General features: G+C 69.2%; 16 protein-coding genes. 8 read left to right on the top strand and 8 right to left on the bottom strand.

The genetic code is table 11. The features are described 5' to 3' along the window. Nucleotides 1–156 precede the first annotated feature (156 nt). On the top strand, nucleotides 157–1,347 hold the full coding sequence (locus IE302_RS02920) for a Glu/Leu/Phe/Val dehydrogenase dimerization domain-containing protein (protein WP_191251446.1): 1,191 nt from the start codon (nucleotides 157–159) through the stop codon (nucleotides 1,345–1,347). A 141-nt stretch (nucleotides 1,348–1,488) separates the two neighbouring features. Here IE302_RS02920 and pip read toward each other — a convergent pair whose 3' ends face one another. After that, on the bottom strand, nucleotides 1,489–2,436 hold the full coding sequence (gene pip, locus IE302_RS02915) for a prolyl aminopeptidase (RefSeq protein ID WP_191251444.1): 948 nt from the start codon (nucleotides 2,434–2,436) through the stop codon (nucleotides 1,489–1,491). A 171-nt stretch (nucleotides 2,437–2,607) separates the two neighbouring features. On the opposite strand from pip, the gene IE302_RS02910 reads away from it, so the two are divergent. Further along, complete coding sequence (locus IE302_RS02910) at nucleotides 2,608–3,441, top strand: SCO6745 family protein (protein ID WP_191251442.1); 834 nt, start codon at nucleotides 2,608–2,610, stop codon at nucleotides 3,439–3,441. A gap of 4 nt (nucleotides 3,442–3,445) precedes the next feature. On the opposite strand, the gene IE302_RS02905 is transcribed toward IE302_RS02910, so the two are convergent. From IE302_RS02905 to IE302_RS02890, 4 genes are read right to left on the bottom strand one after another with little or no spacing between them, the layout of a single operon-like run. Beyond that, entirely contained in the window at nucleotides 3,446–4,177 is a 732-nt protein-coding gene (locus tag IE302_RS02905; RefSeq protein WP_191253062.1) for an ESX secretion-associated protein EspG, read from the bottom strand. Nucleotides 4,178–4,201: 24 nt separating this feature from the next. Next, nucleotides 4,202–5,542: a hypothetical protein gene (locus tag IE302_RS02900; RefSeq protein WP_191251440.1), complete on the bottom strand. Its 1,341-nt coding sequence runs from the start codon at nucleotides 5,540–5,542 to the stop codon at nucleotides 4,202–4,204. Then, entirely contained in the window at nucleotides 5,539–6,165 is a 627-nt protein-coding gene (locus IE302_RS02895; RefSeq protein WP_191251439.1) for a DUF3558 domain-containing protein, read from the bottom strand. The genes IE302_RS02900 and IE302_RS02895 overlap by 4 nt, the downstream gene beginning before the upstream one ends. Before the next feature lie 2 nt (nucleotides 6,166–6,167). Next, nucleotides 6,168–6,566 carry a hypothetical protein gene (locus IE302_RS02890; RefSeq protein WP_191251437.1) on the bottom strand — a complete coding sequence of 133 codons (399 nt, stop codon included), beginning with the start codon at nucleotides 6,564–6,566 and terminating at the stop codon, nucleotides 6,168–6,170. 202 nt (nucleotides 6,567–6,768) lie between these two features. Between IE302_RS02890 and IE302_RS02885 the strand changes: the two genes are divergently transcribed. The 5 genes from IE302_RS02885 to IE302_RS02865 all read left to right on the top strand — a co-directional run bounded on the left by IE302_RS02885 (nucleotide 6,769) and on the right by IE302_RS02865 (nucleotide 11,603). Next, nucleotides 6,769–7,365, top strand: coding sequence for a TetR/AcrR family transcriptional regulator (locus IE302_RS02885; protein ID WP_005150059.1), 597 nt, complete (start codon nucleotides 6,769–6,771; stop codon nucleotides 7,363–7,365). A gap of 166 nt (nucleotides 7,366–7,531) precedes the next feature. After that, nucleotides 7,532–8,875 (top strand): hemolysin family protein, encoded by a 1,344-nt coding sequence (locus IE302_RS02880; protein WP_191251429.1) that lies wholly within the window; start codon nucleotides 7,532–7,534, stop codon nucleotides 8,873–8,875. Continuing rightward, the gene (locus IE302_RS02875) at nucleotides 8,872–9,915 is read left to right on the top strand and encodes a hemolysin family protein (protein ID WP_191251427.1); all 1,044 of its coding nucleotides are present in this window, start codon (nucleotides 8,872–8,874) and stop codon (nucleotides 9,913–9,915) included. Before IE302_RS02880 ends, IE302_RS02875 begins: the two co-directional genes overlap by 4 nt. Continuing rightward, a complete protein-coding gene (locus IE302_RS02870; protein ID WP_191251425.1) occupies nucleotides 9,912–10,823 on the top strand; it encodes a PH domain-containing protein in 912 nt (303 codons plus the stop codon). The genes IE302_RS02875 and IE302_RS02870 overlap by 4 nt, the downstream gene beginning before the upstream one ends. A 93-nt stretch (nucleotides 10,824–10,916) precedes the next feature. Beyond that, complete coding sequence (locus IE302_RS02865; protein ID WP_229907563.1) at nucleotides 10,917–11,603, top strand: hypothetical protein; 687 nt, start codon at nucleotides 10,917–10,919, stop codon at nucleotides 11,601–11,603. Nucleotides 11,604–11,735: 132 nt separating this feature from the next. Here the strand turns inward: IE302_RS02865 and IE302_RS02860 are convergent, their stop codons facing one another. Beyond that, nucleotides 11,736–12,563 (bottom strand): aldo/keto reductase, encoded by an 828-nt coding sequence (locus IE302_RS02860; protein ID WP_191251423.1) that lies wholly within the window; start codon nucleotides 12,561–12,563, stop codon nucleotides 11,736–11,738. A gap of 48 nt (nucleotides 12,564–12,611) precedes the next feature. Continuing rightward, the gene (locus tag IE302_RS02855) at nucleotides 12,612–13,421 is read right to left on the bottom strand and encodes a helix-turn-helix domain-containing protein (RefSeq protein WP_191253058.1); all 810 of its coding nucleotides are present in this window, start codon (nucleotides 13,419–13,421) and stop codon (nucleotides 12,612–12,614) included. 129 nt (nucleotides 13,422–13,550) lie between these two features. Between IE302_RS02855 and IE302_RS02850 the strand changes: the two genes are divergently transcribed. After that, the gene (locus tag IE302_RS02850) at nucleotides 13,551–13,913 is read left to right on the top strand and encodes a nuclear transport factor 2 family protein (protein ID WP_191251421.1); all 363 of its coding nucleotides are present in this window, start codon (nucleotides 13,551–13,553) and stop codon (nucleotides 13,911–13,913) included. A 13-nt stretch (nucleotides 13,914–13,926) separates the two neighbouring features. On the opposite strand, the gene gcvP is transcribed toward IE302_RS02850, so the two are convergent. After that, nucleotides 13,927–16,806, bottom strand: a complete 2,880-nt coding sequence (gcvP, locus tag IE302_RS02845) for an aminomethyl-transferring glycine dehydrogenase (RefSeq protein WP_191251419.1) — start codon at nucleotides 16,804–16,806, stop codon at nucleotides 13,927–13,929. Nucleotides 16,807–16,880: the final 74 nt, after the last annotated feature.

Genomic DNA, 16,880 nt, shown 5'->3' with positions numbered 1-16,880 from the left:
GGGCCCGGTGACGGGTGCCGGATGACGCGTCGAGCGGTGTTACACCAGTTTTCCTGCACATCATCGTTCAGATTCGGTAAATGGACGGCCGCACCCGCCCGGGAGCACCCTCGGAAGTGGCGCAGGACGAACCGAAATCCCGAAGGAGGTGGCCGCATGGCCGCGAGGAACGCCGAACCGCTGATGAGGCTCATCTGGACCGACCCCGTCACCGGTGCCACCGGCTTTCTCGTAGTGCACAGCCTGGTTTCCGGTATCGCGACCGGCGGGACCCGGATGCGCGCGGGCTGCACGATGACGGAGGTCGAGGACCTGGCGAGGGGGATGGCGAACAAGACCGCGACCTTCGGTCTGCCGGTCGGCGGGGCCAAGGGCGGTATCGACTTCGACCCGAAGGACGACCGTGCTTTCGGTGTACTGGAACGGTTCTGCGCGTTCCTGCGGCCGTGGATCGACAACCACTGGGTGACCGCCGAGGATCTCGGCGTGCCCCAGCACCTGATCGACGAGGTGTTCGCGAAACTGGGCCTCGACCAGTCGTACCACGCCGCCATCCGCCGTTCGGCCGATCCGGCGCACACCCTCCGCCGCGTACAGGCCGGGTTGAACACTCCTGTCCCCGGCGGGTTGCTGCTCGGCGACGTCATCGGCGGCTACGGCGTCGCGCAGGCCTGCCTCGGGGTCGCGGACGCGTGGGAATGGCCCGCCGGGGAGACCACGGTCGCCATCCAAGGCATCGGCACGATGGGCGGCGGCGCGGCCTGGTACCTGCACGAAGCCGGGATGAAGGTCGTCGCGGTCGCCGACGCCGCCGGGACGCTGTACCGGCCGGAAGGCCTCGACATCCCCGCGCTGCTGGACCTGCGTGACGAGTACGGCGAGATCGACCGGAGCAGACTCCCCGCCGACGTCAGGCTGCTCCCCCGCGACGAGATCGTGGCGACGGACGCCGACATCTTCGTCCCGGCGGCGATCTCCTACGCGCTGCGTGCCGGGAACCAGGGCCTGGTCAAGGCGAAGGTCGTCATCGAGGCGGCCAACGCGGCGACCACCCCCGACGCCGAAGCGGGCCTCGCCGCCCGCGGCATCCCGGTGATCCCGGACTTCGTCGCCAACGCCGGCGCGGCCGCGTGGGCCTGGTGGCTCCTGCTCGGCGAGGTCGGCGCCGATCCCGCCGACTCGTTCCAGCGGCTGCGGACGGAGATGCGGGCGAAGGTGGCGCTACTGCTGAGCTCGTGGAACCTCGACCGGATCGCCCCGCGCACCACCGGCCTGCGGCTCGCCGAAACCACCCGTTCGGACGCCGCCACCGCCCCGGAGACGGCACCCGCCCTGGTCATTCCCTGACGATTCGCGTGAAGGCCCCCTTCACTCCAGCCCAAGTACATGAAGGCCCCCTTCCTTGCGCCTGGCGCAAGGAAGGGGGCCTTCATGTACAGCAGCTGGGTAAGCGCCGGTACCGAGTGGGCCGGGGTGGTCGTGAGTGGTTCAGGAGGCGAAGCGGTCGGTGGCGCCGATGAGGACTTCGCGCATCGGCTCGTCCTGGGTGCTGTGGCCGACCTCGTCGATGACCACCAGTTCGCTGCCCGGCCAAGCGTGCGCCAGTTCCCAGGGGGTGCCGATGAGATTACCCAGATCCAGGCAGCCTTCGGCGAGCACAGCCGGGATGTGGGCCAGCGTCTTGGCCTCCCGCAGGACCACGCCTTCGTCCAAAAAGGACCCTTGGCTCCAGTAGTGCGTGACCAGCCGGGCGAAGGCGAGCCGGAACTTCGCTGTCTCGAAGCTCTTGTACGGCGGCGAAGTCGGGATGATCGCGTCCTCCCAGGCGCACCAGTTCGCCGCCGCCTTCTCGTGCACCGCCGGGTCCGGATCCATCAGCAGTTTGAGGTACGCCGCCGCCAGGTCGCCGTCGCGGTCCTCTTCGGGAACACCGTCGCGGAACTTGGCCCAAGCCTCGGGGAAGACACCACCGAGGCCCCGGGTGAGCAGGTCGGTCTCGCTCCGGCGTCCGGTCGCCAAGCCCATCAAGACCATCTCCGAGACGCGGTCCGGATGCCGCTCGGCGTAGACCAGCGCGAGCACCGAGCCCCAGGAACCACCGAAGAGCAGCCACTTCTCGATGCCGAGATGCTCACGCAGCCGCTCCATGTCGGCGATCAGATGGTCGGTGGTGTTGGCCGAGAGGTCGGCCTCGGGCTCCCCCGCGTGCGGCGTGCTCCGGCCACAGCCTCGCTGGTCGAACAGCACGACACGGTACTTGGCCGGGTCGAAATAGCGGCGCAGCCCGGTGCTGCACCCGGTGCCCGGACCGCCGTGCAGCGTGACGGCGGGCTTGCCGTCGGGGTTCCCGCAAACCTCCCAGTACACGAGGTGTCCGTCGCCGACGTCGAGCATCCCGTGGTCGTACGGTTCGATTTCCGGATAGAGCCGTGTCACGTCTCGTCCTCCCAGACCCGCCAGATATACAACAGCGCTGTCACAATAGCGCTGGAAGGTCCTCCGGCGCGCGAAAGTTTTTCGAAGAGCGAGTGTCGGATCCGGCACGAGCCGTTCGTGGAGGAGGTGAGCCGGCACCACAAGGCGCCGCCACGAGCCACAGGGGATGAGATGTCGCACCAGGAACCCGTAGCCCGCCGCATGTACGACCTGATCGAGCCGCTGGGTCTGGTGCCCTACCTCGCCGACGAATCGGACCAGGCCCTGATCTCACTCGGCCTGCGCAACCAGTGGGACGCCTACTTCGCGGGACGCGCCGCGCCGTTCGGCCGGTCGGTGCCCGCCGAGGTGGTCCACGCGGTGTTCTACAACTTCGCGCCGGGCGAGGTGGCGCGTCACCTCCCGAAGGTCTGGGAGCTGACCACGCCGGAGGCTGCGCTGGCCGCCCGCGAGCGGGGATGTGTCGCGGGGCTGCGGCGGATCCTCGGTGACCTCGCCGACGGCCCGGGTGTCGAGCGCGCCGCCGACCTTCTGCTGAAAGCCGCCACCAGCGCGCCTGTGGAGGGACGCGTCCTCTACGCCGCCCTCCGCACGGTCCCGGTGCCGCAGGAACCTCTCGCCCGGCTGTGGCACGCGGCCACGCTGGTGCGAGAGCACCGCGGCGACGGCCACATCGTCGCTCTGGTGGCCGAGGGCATCGGCGGCACCGAGGCCCACGTCCTCCATGCCCTGTCCATCGACATCCCCGCACACGAGTTCGGCCGGGTCAGCCATCTCCCGGCCGCGCGGTTGACCGCGATCGTCGACGGTATGCGCGACCGCGGTCTCATCGGGACCGACGGCTGGCTCACCTCCGCCGGCCGGGCCGCGAAAGAACGCGTCGAGGCCATGACCGACCGGCTCGCGGAGGCGCCGTACAACGCGCTGGACGCGGACGAGTTCGGCCGTCTGGTCAGCGACCTCGAGCCGATCTCGACCGCCGTCCAGGCGGAGTTCCAGTGGTGACGGTCTAGCTTCCCAAGGTCCCGGTTATGTGGCGGAGCGCGTCCGCGAGCTCCGCCGGTCCGGCGGGTCCGATGTGGACCACCGCGTCGTTGCCTTGCCCGGTCGTGTAACTGAGGTACCGGCCCCAGTCGGTGTCGGCGAAGTGGAGCGGATCCTCGACGGCGACGTGCCTGCCGACCTCGTCCCGTTTGCCGACGTAGAGCTCACCGCTCCCCTCGACCGGCCGCTGCACGAGGCTGACGATGTCGGCGATCACCGGTGGCAGCGAATGCGTGTCCGGACCGCGCCGGGCCGCCTCTTCGAGCTCGTAGGTGCGGATCGTGCGCAGCCTGCCGCCGCCCGCGGGAACGGGCGGCAGCTGCTCGATCAGCGTCTCGGGCAGCAGCCGCCGGTCGATCTCCTGGAGCCCGACCCAGTCGCCGGACGACACCGCCAGCACCGCCTGCAATCCCAGCGAGGCGGCGAGGAGGCCGTACGTCTCCCCTCCGGTGTTCACCCAGCCGTAGTACTCGATGGCCGGTTTGGTGAGCACCGGGAGCCAGTCCAGGAAGTCGACCGACGCGCGGCCTCTCGAGTCCAGCAGCCCGGCTTGCGCCAGCGCGGCTTCCACTCGCTTGTCCGCCTCCGCGCGGGCCGTCCTGGACAGCCAGCGCGGTTCGGGACGCAGCGTGATGTGCAGGTCGCCGACGCGTTCGCGTTCGGCGAGCACAGCCAAGGCTTCGACCGGGACGTCCACCCGGCCTGTTCTGACGGTCATCCGCTACTCGCCGATGACCGGCGGGCTGGTGCGCTGGTCGGTGCCGAAGATCGCGTCGGGGTCGGCCTCGATCAGGTAGTCGGGACGCTGGTGCTCGTCGTCCTCTTCGCCGTCGGCACGCCTGCCGCCTGCCCCCATCGGGCCCATCTGACCGCCACCGCGGCCCGCCGCGCCACGACCACCGGCCAGGTGGTCTGCGCCACCCATGCCGCCACCGAGGCCGCCCATACCGGAGCCCCGGCCACCACCGAGACCGCCGGAACCGGGTCCACCGGGACCGCCCGCGCGGCCGCCGGTGCCGCCTTCGCCGCCGAGAAGCCTGCCCGCGGCGCTGTTGGGTCCGGGCACGTTGCGGCCGCTGGTGCCACCGGGCTGGTTGGGCCCGCCGCCACCAGGACCGTAGTTCTGGTTGAGCCCATTGGTGAGGCCGACGACGTCTTCCAGGTCACCGTTGCCGTTACCGCGTCCGGTGTTCCGGCCCGGGATCTCCGTGGTCCCGCCACCAGGCCTGCCGCGGCCACCGCCGGATGGGAGCGTCGTGTCCCCCGGCCCCGGCTTCCTCGTGGGGTTGGTGATGCCCGGATCAGGCCGGTCCTTCGGGGGCACCGGGCGATCGTCGGTCGAGCCGGGCTTGGTCTGGTTGTGGTCGCCGCCCGGCTTGTTCTGGTTGGTCCCGTTGCTGTCCGTGCCGCTGGTGTCGGTGCCGTCGTTGTCGTCCCCGCCACCGTTGCGGACCCGCTTGACCGGCGGGACGATCGGCGGCGGCACGATCGGGGGCAGATCCCCGCCGACCTTGACACTGACGTTCGCGCCGTCGCTCTTCAGAACGCCGTAGTCGGTCGGCAGGCTGGAGCGCGTGCTGCTGGTGACCGAGTCGTACTGGTCCATCACGCGGACGTTGTTCTGGTTCGCCGCCTCGTGCTTGGCGACGCCCTCTTGGTAGTTCTTGATGTCGTTGTTGACCATGAACGGCCCGGCGATCGGGATCGCGCCCTTGAGGCCGGTGGTCCAGGGGTTGGGCTTGTCCGGCTTCGGCGGCACCGGGACGACGGACGATCCGGAGTCGTCGAAGCTGTCGGCCTGCGCCATGACCGAGGCCTTCGTGGTGAACAGCGGATCCGCGGTCTCCTTGAAGGCCTGCTCGAGCGGGCCCGCACCGGCGTTCGCCGCGTCGGCCGCGGACCCCGTCCAGGACGACGCCATCCGCGACTGCAGCCCCTTGATGGCCATACCGCGCTCGACATAGGCGTCCGAGAGTTCCGCGACACGGTCGGCCGCGCTGCGCAGGTTGCGGGTGTCGCCCTGCTTGAAGTTCTCGTAGATCTGTTTGCCGTCCACCCTCATGCCCCCCTGAGTGTCTTGATCACGGCCGACGCGAGTTTCTGCGCCTTCCCGCACGAATCCTGTTCGTTGTCGTAGCCCTTGGCGAGGGTGTTGATCGCCAGATCGTCGGCGACGCCCACCGCGAGGTCGCAGTTGCCACTCGCTCGCCTGTCCTGGATTCCGTAGTAGACAGTCGGATAGCCGTCGACCTCGGGGCCGGGCTCCAGGAACCTCAGTTGCCCGGCCTCCTTGGCCTTGTGCAGACCTGCCAGACCACCCATGCCCTTTTCGCGGTTCCCGCTGCCGAGGATGATCAGCAGACTGTCGGCCTTGCCGCGAATCTGCCAGCTGCAACCTGGATTGCTGCCCTCGCTCTTCGCCTCGCCGGGCGCGGTGAACCCCAGTTCCGCGGCCGCGTCGGCGGGAAGCAGCTTGCACACGTCACCGACGTACGCAGAGGCGTCCAGCGGAACCTTCACCTTGGGGACGTTCGGATCCTCCGGCGCTGCGGACGAACCCGACGACGCAGCCGTTCCCGGGGTCGGCGTCGGCGTGCCCGGGGTCTCCCCCGTGCAGCCGGCGACCGCGACGGAAACGAGCACTAGCGCCGCCACCGCGGCGCGATTCCTCAACACGTTCGGCATCCTCAGGTAGTGCGCATGGTGTTGGCCTGATCGGTGGCCATGGTCTTCGAACGGGCGACTTCGAGCTTCGCGATGTAGCCCTCGATGTAGGCCCTCATCGACTCGTTCTGCTTCTGCAAGCCGAGCAGGGATTCGATACCCGAGTCGACGTAACTTGAGCTGGCCTCGTCCTGACCCGGCGGCATCAGGTCACCGACGATCATGTCGATCTTGTCGCCGTCGTCTACGACCTTCTTCAGCTCGTCTTCCCAGAGCCCAATGACGGTCTTCAGCTCCTCCGGGCTCATCTCGAACCCGCCGCCCCCGCCGCCGCCACCGCCGTAAACGGTCGGTTCCTTCGGCGTGGTCAGGTCGCCCCAGACGGCCTTGATCGCGCTCGCGGCGTCGCCGATGATGTCCACGCCCGCACCTTCCCCTCAGCACTCACTCACCGTGATGGACAAAGAGTAGCCAAGCGGCCGACGGCGTGTCAGCCGATCCGGCCGAGTGATCGGACGTGTTTCGCGGCCGCCCGGTTCCCGGACGGACCAATCATCCCGCGAACTGGTCACAGTACGTACGTACGGATTGCAATAACCGGGTTCCCGGTGACAGGATTCCAGGATGCCACGGGTCAGCCAGGATCACCTCGACGCACGCCGGCGCCAGATCCTCGACGGCTCCCGCGTGTGCTTCGCACGCTACGGCTACGAGGGTGCCACCGTCAGGCGTCTGGAGGAAGCGACCGGCCTGTCCCGCGGCGCGATCTTCCACCATTTCCGGGACAAGGAGTCCCTCTTCCTGGCCCTGGCCGAGGACGACGCGGTTCGCATGGCGGACATCGTCGCCGAACAGGGCCTCGTGCAGGTGATGCGCGAACTGCTGTCGAATCGCAGCGAGCATCCCGCCGACTGGCTCGGTACGCGGCTGGAGGTCTCCAGGAGGCTGCGCACCGACCCCGAGTTCCGCGCCCGCTGGGCCGAGCGGTCCCATCAGCTGACCGCCGCGACCCGCCGCCGTCTGCTGCGCCAGCGCGACGCCGGGATCCTGCGCGACGACGTCGACGTCGACGTGCTGACCGCGTACCTCGAACTCGTCCTCGAAGGGCTCGTCTCGCACCTCGCGATGGGCCAGCCCGGTGACGATCTCGGTCCCGTCCTCGACCTGGTCGAGGAGAGCGTGCGGCGGCACCGCGCCCACGCGGCCGGGGGAACGCGTTAAGATTGTCCTATCGCCGCAGTACAGCGGTGGTGTCCGTTCATCCCGATCAAGGAGTGACTCTTTTCGTGCGCGACGCGCAGTCACCTGGTGACAGTATCGAGCCGGGTGGCACACCCGGCTGTTCCGCGGACCTTCTTGCCGACCCCGTCCCCGCCGGCAGGAAGTGATGGAAATCCTGTTCGCCGTCCTCGGCATCCTTCTGTTCCTTCTGCTGACCATCGGCACCGGCCTCGCCGTCGCCGCTGAGTTCTCCCTCACCGCGCTTGAGCGCAGCACGGTCGACGCGAACGTCCGCCAGGTCGGCGACCGGCGCGCGCACACCGTGCAGAAGGCGCACCGCACCCTCTCGTTCCAGCTCTCCGGCGCGCAGGTGGCGATCACCATCACCACCCTGATCACCGGTTATCTCGCGGAGCCGGTGATCGGCGACCTGCTGCACCCGCTGTTCACCGCCGTCGGGTTCTCCGAAGGCGTCGCGAACGGCGTGTCGCTGGCGGTCGCGCTGATCCTGGCGACGTCGCTTTCGATGATCCTCGGCGAGATGATGCCGAAGAACCTCGCGATCGCCCGGCCGCTGCAGACCGCGCGTGCCGTCGCGGGGTACCACTCACGGTTCTCTTCGCTCTTCCGCTGGCTCATCACCCTGATGAACAACAGCGCCAACTTCCTGGTCCGCAAGTTCGGCGTCGAACCGCAGGAGGAACTGCGGTCGGCCCGTTCACCGCAGGAGCTCGGCTCGATCGTCCGCTCCAGCGCCGAAAGCGGCACGCTCGACACCTCGACGGCCGAGTTGCTGGACAAGTCGCTGCGCTTCGGCGAGCGGACGGCCGAGGAGCTGATGACGCCGCGCGTCCAGCTCGAATCCCTGACCGTGGACGACACGATCTACGACCTCATCGAGATCTCGCGCCGCACCGGCTTCTCGCGTTTCCCGGTCTACACCGAGGATCTCGACGACGTACAGGGCGCGGTGCACATCAAGCAGGCGTTCACCGTCCCGGCCGCGCAGCGCGCCACGGTGCGGATCGGCTCGGTCATGCGGCCGATCCCGACCGTGCCCGAATCCCTGCCGGGCGACTCGCTGCTCAACCGCCTGCGTGATTCCCGATTCCAGCTCGCGATCGTCGTCGACGAGTACGGCGGCACCGCGGGGCTGGTGACGCTGGAAGACGTCGTCGAGGAGATCATCGGCGACGTCCGCGACGAACATGACGAGCGGGAAGAGCCGTCCTCTCAGCAGGTCGGCGCCGACAACTGGCTCGTGTCCGGCCAGCTTCGCGCCGACGAGGTCACCGACGAGACCGGGTTCCGGATGCCCGACGGTGACTACGAGACCATCGCCGGGCTGATCCTCGAACGGCTCGGCCGGATCCCGTCCCCCGGGGACGCCACCGATCTCGACGGCTGGCGGCTCACGGTGACCAAAATGGACCGGCTGCGCATCTCCGAGGTCGAAGTACGCCGGGTCAGTGAAAGCCCCGCGCCCGCCGAGCAGGAGCCCGCCCGATGAGCGACTGGTTCAACATCTTCCTCGTCGTGGTCCTGCTGCTGGCCAACGCGTTCTTCGTCGGCGCCGAGTTCGCGCTGATCTCGTCGCGGCGCGACCGGCTGGAAGCCTTGCTGGAGCAGGGAAAGACCCGCGCCAAGATCGTGATCAACGCGAGCAGGAACGTCTCGCTGATGCTCGCGGGCGCACAGCTCGGCATCACCATCTGCTCGCTGCTGCTCGGCCGGCTGGGTGAGCCCGCCGTCGCGCACCGGCTGGCCGGGTTCTTCGAGCTGTTCGGGATCCCCGAGTTCCTGCTGCACCCGATCTCGTTCGCGATCGCGCTGGCGTTCATCACCATCTTGCACGTCCTCATCGGCGAGATGGTGCCGAAGAACCTCGCGATCGCCGAGCCGGAGCGGCTGGCGCTGTGGCTGGTCCCGGTGCACGTGGCCTGGGTGAAGGTGGCCAACCCGTTCATCTGGCTGCTGAACTTCGTGGCGAACTCGCTGCTGCGGCTGTTCAAGGTCGAGCCGAAGGACGAGCTCGAAACCGCCTATACCTCCGACGAACTCGCCGAACTGCTCAGCGAGTCGCGGCGCGAGGGGCTGCTGGAGCACTCCGAGCACCAGCGGCTCAGCAAGACGCTGTCGTCGGTGGAGAAGACGGTGGCCGACGTGCTGGTCCCGACGGCGCAGCTGACCACGCTGCCCTGCTCCCCCACGCTGGGCGACGTCGAGCGCGCGGTGTCCTCGACCGGCTTCTCCCGCTTCCCGGTGTGTACCGACGACGGGACGCTGACCGGCTACATCCACGTCAAGGACATCCTCGACCTCGTGGGCGAGGACCCGACGACCGTGGTGCCCTCGGACAAGACCCGCGCGCTGACCGAACTGCACGCCGACGCCCGGCTGGACGAGGCGCTTTCGGCGATGCGCAAGGAAGGCAGTCACCTGGCGCGGGCGCTGAGCCCGGCGGGGGCCGCCGTCGGCGTCGTCGCGCTGGAGGACCTCGTCGAGGAATACGTGGGAACCGTCCGCGACGGCACTCACGTCATGTCATGACCGGCCCGATCGTCCTTCCCGAGTCTGTCTGGCGGGCTTACGAGGACGACCACGTGACGCGGATGCGGCGCTGGACGACACCGCACCAGCGCCGCCGCTCGCATGGCGAGAAGCATCCGGTGCTCGACTTCCTCTTCACCTACTACTCGCACCGCCCCGGGCACCTCGAACGCTGGCAGCCTGGTCCCGGCGTCGTGCTCGAAGGCACGTCCGCGCGCCGGTTCCTGGAGCGGAAGGGCTACGTCGAGACGCCGGACGGCGTCATGCTGGATCCGGCGGGCTTCACCGAGGGCCGGGCCAGGACCGCGGAATTCGTCGTCGCGTTGCTTTCCGCGACCGCGTCCCGCGCGCCGAGGCTCAGTTGTTTCGGGCTTCATGAATGGGCAATGGTTTACCGGGAATCGGCGAATGAGGTGCGTCACTCACAGCTTCCGCTCCGGCTGGGTTCGGCCGGAACGGACGGCGTCGTCGAGTCGCTGGAGATCCGGTGCGGGCATTTCGACGCTTTTCGGTTCTTCACCGAGCCCGCCCGGCCGCTCAACACGCTGCGGCCGGAGCGGGAGGACCAGATCGACTTCGAGCAGCCGGGCTGCCTGCACGCCAACATGGACCTCTTCAAGTGGGCCTACAAACTCGACCCGTTCGTGCCCGCCGAGCTGGTCGGGGACTGCTTCGAGCTGGCGGCGGACGTCCGGGAGCTGGACATGCGGGCCAGTCCCTACGACCTCGCGGCCTTCGGCTACTCTCCCGTCCGGATCGAGACCCCGGAAGGCAGGGCTGAGTACGCCCGCGCGCAGGCCGGGTTCGCCCGCCGGGCCGCGCCGCTGCGTGAGCACCTGATAGCGCATTGCCAACGGCTGCTGACCGAGTTAAAGAAGGCACCCGCGACACGCGGAAAACAACTGTGAGTCGTCGCATTCCCCGTAACACCCTCCCCTGTTAGAGTGATAACGGTTTGATTGCATACGCAGCGCGAGCGCGCACGTTTCGAAAGGACAACGATGGGGCGACACAGCGTGGCCGAGGAGCCGGTGCCGCATCCCCTCGACCCGCCGAAGCGGCCTCAGGGTCGCGGTGAGGCGACCGGTTCGCACCGGATCGTCGGGAAGAAGGCACCGCGGCGCAAGGTCGCCAAGTGGCCCATCGCCGCCGTGGTCCTGGTGGCGCTGATCGCGATCGGCGTGTTCGGCTGGAACTGGGCGGACGGGGAGCTGAGCACCCGCGCCGAGGCCCAGGCCAAGGCCTGCAGCGCCGGCGACACCCCGATGCGGGTCGTCGTCACCCCCAGCATCGAGAAGCCGGTCCGGGCGGCGGCCGAGCGGTGGAACAACGCCGCGACCGTGGTCCGCGACCATTGCGTGATCATCCAGGTCGACGCCCTGCCCTCCGCGGCCGTGCTCGACGGTCTCGTCGGGCGGACGAACCTGGACGCCATCGGCGGCCTCCCCGCCGCCTGGATCCCCGAGTCGTCCTACTGGGTGACCGAGCTGAACACCGCGAAGCCCGAACTGGTCGGTTCGCCCGCCCAGTCGGTCGCGACGGCGCGCTCGGCCGACTACCCGCTCGTCGGGCTCGCCGGCAAGACCATCGACGAGGTCCAGATGCGCGCCTCGCAGACGTTCCGCCAGTACCTGCAGCAGCCGGCCCAGCAGGCCGACTTCGCCGCCGCGGGCATCAAGGCCACCTGAGCTTTCGCCGGAAAGGGTCCCTTCCCATGGTGGGGAAGGGACCCTTTTTCGTTCCGGAAGTGTCATGAAAGGGCCGTTCCTGACGTTTTTCGTCAGGAACGGCCCTTTCATGACACTTCAGAGCCCGAAGGCTCAGATCAGGTCGAAGGTCTCCGGGTCCGGGCCGGTGCGGGTCCCGTCGTCGAACTCGGCGAGGGCCGCGAGATCGTCTTCGGCCAGTTCGAAGTCGAAGACGTCGAGGTTCTCGCGGATCCGGGACGGGGTCACGGATTTCGGGATGGCCACCGTGCCGAGCTGCAGATGCCAGCGCAGCACCAGCTGTGCCGGGCTCTTGCCGTATTTCGCAGCGAGCGCGGTCAGCGTCGGGTCGGAGAGCAGCGATCCCTGCGCCAGCGGGCTCCACGCCTCGGTGACGATGCCATGCTCGGCGTGGAACTCCCGCAGCGCCTTCTGCTGGAGCCGGGGATGCAGTTCGACCTGGTTGACCGCGGGCACGATCCCGGTTTCGTCGAACAGCCGCCGCAGCTGCGGGACGTGGAAGTTCGACACCCCGACGGCTCGCGTCCGGCCGTCCGCGTAGAGCTTTTCCAGCGCTCGCCAGGTTTCGACGTACTTTCCGCGCGTCGGCATCGGCCAGTGGATCAGGTACAGATCGACGCGGTCGAGGCCGAGTTCGGCGAGACTCGCGTCGAACGCCACGAGCGCCTCGTCGTAGCCGTGGGCCGGGTTCGGCAGCTTCGTGGTGATGAACAGTTCGTCGCGAGGCACGCCCGCCGAGCGAATCGCTTCGCCGACACCGGCTTCGTTCCGGTACGACGCGGCGGTGTCGATGCTGCGGTACCCGGCCTCGATGGCGGTCCGGACGACCTTGGCCGTATCGCCCGCGGGCACCTGCCAGACACCGAAACCGAGTTGGGGGATGGCTACCTCGTTGTTCAGGGCGACGGAAGGCACGGCCATGGATGAAGAATCCTCACTGGGCTCTGTGGCAGGGCTTCTTGCCCCGCATCATTCCACCCCGCGCCCCGCGTACGCGCGCAAGTACTCGGCCGTGGCCGTGTCGGCCGGGAAGAACGACTCGATCACCAGCTCGGCGACCGTGATGTCCAACGGTGTCCCGAACGTGGAGACCGTGCTGAAGAACGTGAGATCGACGCCTTCGTGCCGTAGCCGCAACGGGACGAAGATGTCGCCCGGCCCGGGGACCTCCACCTCGGGGACGGGGTCCGCGCACGGATAGGTGACCAGCTCCTCCAGGAGCTCGGTCAGCCCGGGATCGGCCGTCTGGGTCACCTGCCGCCGCAGCCTGCCGAGCAGATGGGCGCGCCACTCCCCCAGATTGAGCACGTGCGGCGCCATTCCCTCGGGATGCAGCGTCAGCCGCAGGACGTTGGCGGGCGGGGTCATCAACGTGGGCGAGACCAGATCGGTCATGATCGAGACGCTCGCGTTGGCGTCGACCAGGTTCCATCCGCGATCGACGACGGCGGCCGGGTAGGGCTCGTGGCTCGTCATCAGCTGCCGGACCGCCTGGCGGACCGCCGCCAGCTCGGGGGTGCCGAGGCCGCTTTCGGGGTACGCGGGCGCGTAGCCCGCCGCCAGGAGCAGCTGATTGCGTTCCCGCAAGGGCACCTCCAGGTGTTCGCCGAGCCGCAGCACCATGTCGCGGCTGGGCTTGGACCGGCCGGTCTCCACGAAGCTCAGGTGCCGGGTGGAGATCTCGGCGGAGATCGCGAGGTCGAGCTGGCTGATCCGCCGGCGATCGCGCCATTCCCGCAGGAGTTCACCGACGGGCCGGCCCGCGCGGCTCGCGGTCATTGTGGTCGTCACGATCACGAACCTACGGGCACCGGTGCCGGGCCGCCATTACCTCCCGCGTAATCGACGAGACCCATCTCCGGCCGACAGAGTTGCGGCATCGGTTACCCACCAACGAAAGAGGACACCATGTCGGACATCCAGCGCGTCGCCGAGCAGTACATCGCCGTGTGGAACGAGACCGACGCGGACAAGCGCCGCGCGCTCGTGGCCGAAGTGTTCACTGAGGACGCCGTCTACACCGACCCGCTCGGCGCCGTCACCGGCCACGACGGTGTCGACGGCTTCATCGCCGGAGCGCAGGCCCAGTTCGCGGGCCTGAGGTTCAGCCTGCCCGCCGTCCCCGACGCGCACCATGACATCGCGCGGTTCCAGTGGTACCTCGGCCCGGAGGGCGCGGCGGAGCCGCTGGCGATCGGCTTCGACGTCATCACCGTCGAGGACGGGCGGATCAAGCAGGTGCTGGGCTTTCTCGACAAGATGCCCGGCTGACCATCAGCGCAGGTCAGGCGAAGGCCTCCGGCGGCGGGCAGGAGCAGACGAGGTTGCGGTCACCCGCGGCCCCGTCGATCCGCCGCACCGGAGGCCAGATCTTCGCCGTCCCGTTGCCGGCCGGGAACACCGCGATCTCCCTGCTGTACGGGCGATCCCACTCGCCCACGAGGCAGCGCGCGGTATGCGGGGCGTTCCGCAGCGGGCTTTCCGCCAGCGGCCACTCCCCCGCGGCGACCTGCTCGATCTCGCCGCGGATCGCGATCATCGCGTCGCAGAACCGGTCGAGTTCGCCGAGGTCCTCGCTCTCGGTGGGCTCGACCATCAGCGTTCCGGCGACCGGGAAGGACATCGTCGGCGCGTGGAGGCCGTAGTCGGCCAGCCGCTTGGCGACGTCGTCGACGGTGACGCCGGTCCGCTTGGTGAGCGCGCGGAGGTCGAGGATGCATTCGTGCGCGACCAGGCCGTCGTGCCCGGAGTACAGCACCGGAAAGTGCTCCGCGAGGCGTTTGGCGACATAGTTGGCGTTCGCGACCGCGGTCAGCGTCGCGCGCTTAAGACCTTCCGCGCCCATCATCCGGACGTAGGCCCACGAGATCGGCAGGATCGACGCGCTCCCCCACGGCGCGGCGCTGATCGGGCCGACGCCGGTGGCCGGTCCGGCGTCCGGCTGCAGCGGGTGGTTCGGCAGGTAGGGCGCCAGATGCGCGCGGACGCCGATCGGCCCGACGCCGGGTCCGCCCCCGCCGTGCGGGATGCAGAAGGTCTTGTGCAGGTTGAGATGGGAGACGTCGGCGCCGAACTTCCCGTACTGCGCCACCCCGATCAAGGCATTGAGGTTCGCCCCGTCGACGTACACCTGGCCGCCCGCGTCGTGCACGAGCGCGCAGACCTCGCGGACGGTGTCCTCGTAGACGCCGTGCGTCGACGGGTAGGTGATCATGATCGCGGCGAGGTCCTCGGCGTGCTCGTCCACAGTGGACTTCAGATGACCGAGGTCGATGTTGCCCTCGTCGTCGCATTTCACGACGACCACCCGCATCCCCGCCATGACCGCGCTGGCCGCGTTCGTCCCGTGCGCGCTCGACGGGATCAGGCAGACGTCGCGTGCCGCGTTCCCGCGCTCCCGGTGATAGGCGCGGATCGCCAGCAGCCCGGCGAACTCGCCTTGGCTCCCGGCGTTGGGCTGCAGGGAAACCGCGTCGTAGCCGGTGATGCCGGCGAGCCACCGCTCCAGGTCCTTCACGACGGTCAGCAGCCCGGCCGCGTCCTCGGCGGGCGCGAACGGGTGCAGACCGGCGAACTCGGGCCAGGTGATCGGCTCCATCTCCGCCGTGGCGTTGAGCTTCATCGTGCAGGAGCCGAGCGGGATCATGCTCCGGTCGAGCGCGACGTCCTTGTCGGACAACGCCCTCAGGTACCGCAACAGCGCCGTCTCCGAGCGGTGCGCGTGGAAGACGGGATGGGTCAGGTAGTCGCTCGTGCGGCGCAGATCCGGCGGGAAGCCGTCGGCGGTGTCCGCGTCGAGTGAGTCCACATCGGACACCGCGACGCCGAACGCCTTCCACACCAACGAAAGATGCTCGCGGGTCGTCGTCTCGTCGCAGGCGACGGCGACGTGGTCCGCGTCCGCGAGCCGCAGGTTGACCCCGAGTTCCCGGGCCGTGCCGACGATCCTCGCCGCGCGGCCGGGGACGGAAACCATGACGGTGTCGAAGAACTCGCAGTGCACGACGTCGACGCCGCTTTCGGCGAGTCCCGCCGCCAGCACCGTGGCCATCCGGTGAGCACGGTTAGCGATGGCGCGCAGGCCTTCGGGACCGTGATAGACCGCGTACATCGACGCGATCACCGCCAAGAGCACCTGGGCGGTGCAGATGTTGCTCGTCGCCTTCTCCCGGCGGATGTGCTGTTCGCGGGTCTGCAGCGCGAGCCGGTACGCGGGCGCGCCGCCGGCGTCCTTCGACACCCCGACCAGGCGGCCCGGCAGCTGGCGTTCGAGGCCCTGCCGGACGGCGAGGTACGCCGCGTGCGGGCCGCCGAAACCCATCGGGACGCCGAACCGCTGCGTCGACCCGAGAGCGACGTCGGCACCGAGCTCACCCGGCGACCGCAGCAGGGTCAGCGCCAGCGGATCCGCGGCCATCACCACGGCCGCGCCCAGCGCCTTGGCCTCGGCGATGGTGTGGTCCCATTCGCGGACGACGCCCGAGGCGCCCGGATACGACAGCAGTACCCCGAAGAAGTCGCCGCCGAGACCGAGTCCGGTGATGCCTTGGGACAGGTCCGCGGTCACCAGTTCGATGCCGAGCGGTTCGGCGCGGGTGCGCAGCACCTCGATCGTCTGGGGCAGGGTGTCCTCGTCGACCACGAACCGGTTCGACTTCGCCTTGCCCGCGCGGCGGACCAGCGTCATCGCCTCCGCCGCCGCGGTCGCCTCGTCCAGCATCGACGCGTTGGCGACCGGCAGGCCGGTCAGATCGGCGACCATGGTCTGGAAGTTGAGCAGCGCTTCGAGACGGCCCTGCGAGATCTCCGGCTGGTACGGCGTGTACGCGGTGTACCAGGCCGGGCTCTCCAGCACGTTGCGGCGGATCACCGGCGGGGTCACGGTGTCGTGGTAGCCGAGGCCGATCATCTGGACCATCGGCCGGTTGCGCGCGGCCAGGGCACGGAGTTCGGCGAGCGCGACGGTCTCAGTGGCGGGCGACGGCAGCTCCGGCGGTGTCACGGACTCCCGCAGCGACGCGGGAACGGCCCGCTCGACGAGCTCGTCGAGGGAGGCGACGCCGACGACGTCGAGGATGCGCGCGAGTTCTCCGGCACCGGGGCCGATGTGCCGGTCTGCGAAGGGGGTTCCGGATTCGAGAGCGGCCAGTGAAACGGGCTCCATCGGGGACCTCCCAAGACGCGGGGGTGGGGCCGGGACGATTGTCCTGGCCCTCCCCACTCTGTCCGTACCCCCGG

It is taken from the genome of Amycolatopsis oliviviridis (assembly GCF_014654365.1).
GTDB classification, from domain to species: domain Bacteria; phylum Actinomycetota; class Actinomycetes; order Mycobacteriales; family Pseudonocardiaceae; genus Amycolatopsis; species Amycolatopsis oliviviridis.
The sequence above is the reverse complement of the archived record's forward strand: the minus strand, read 5'-3'. Positions and strand labels throughout refer to the sequence as shown.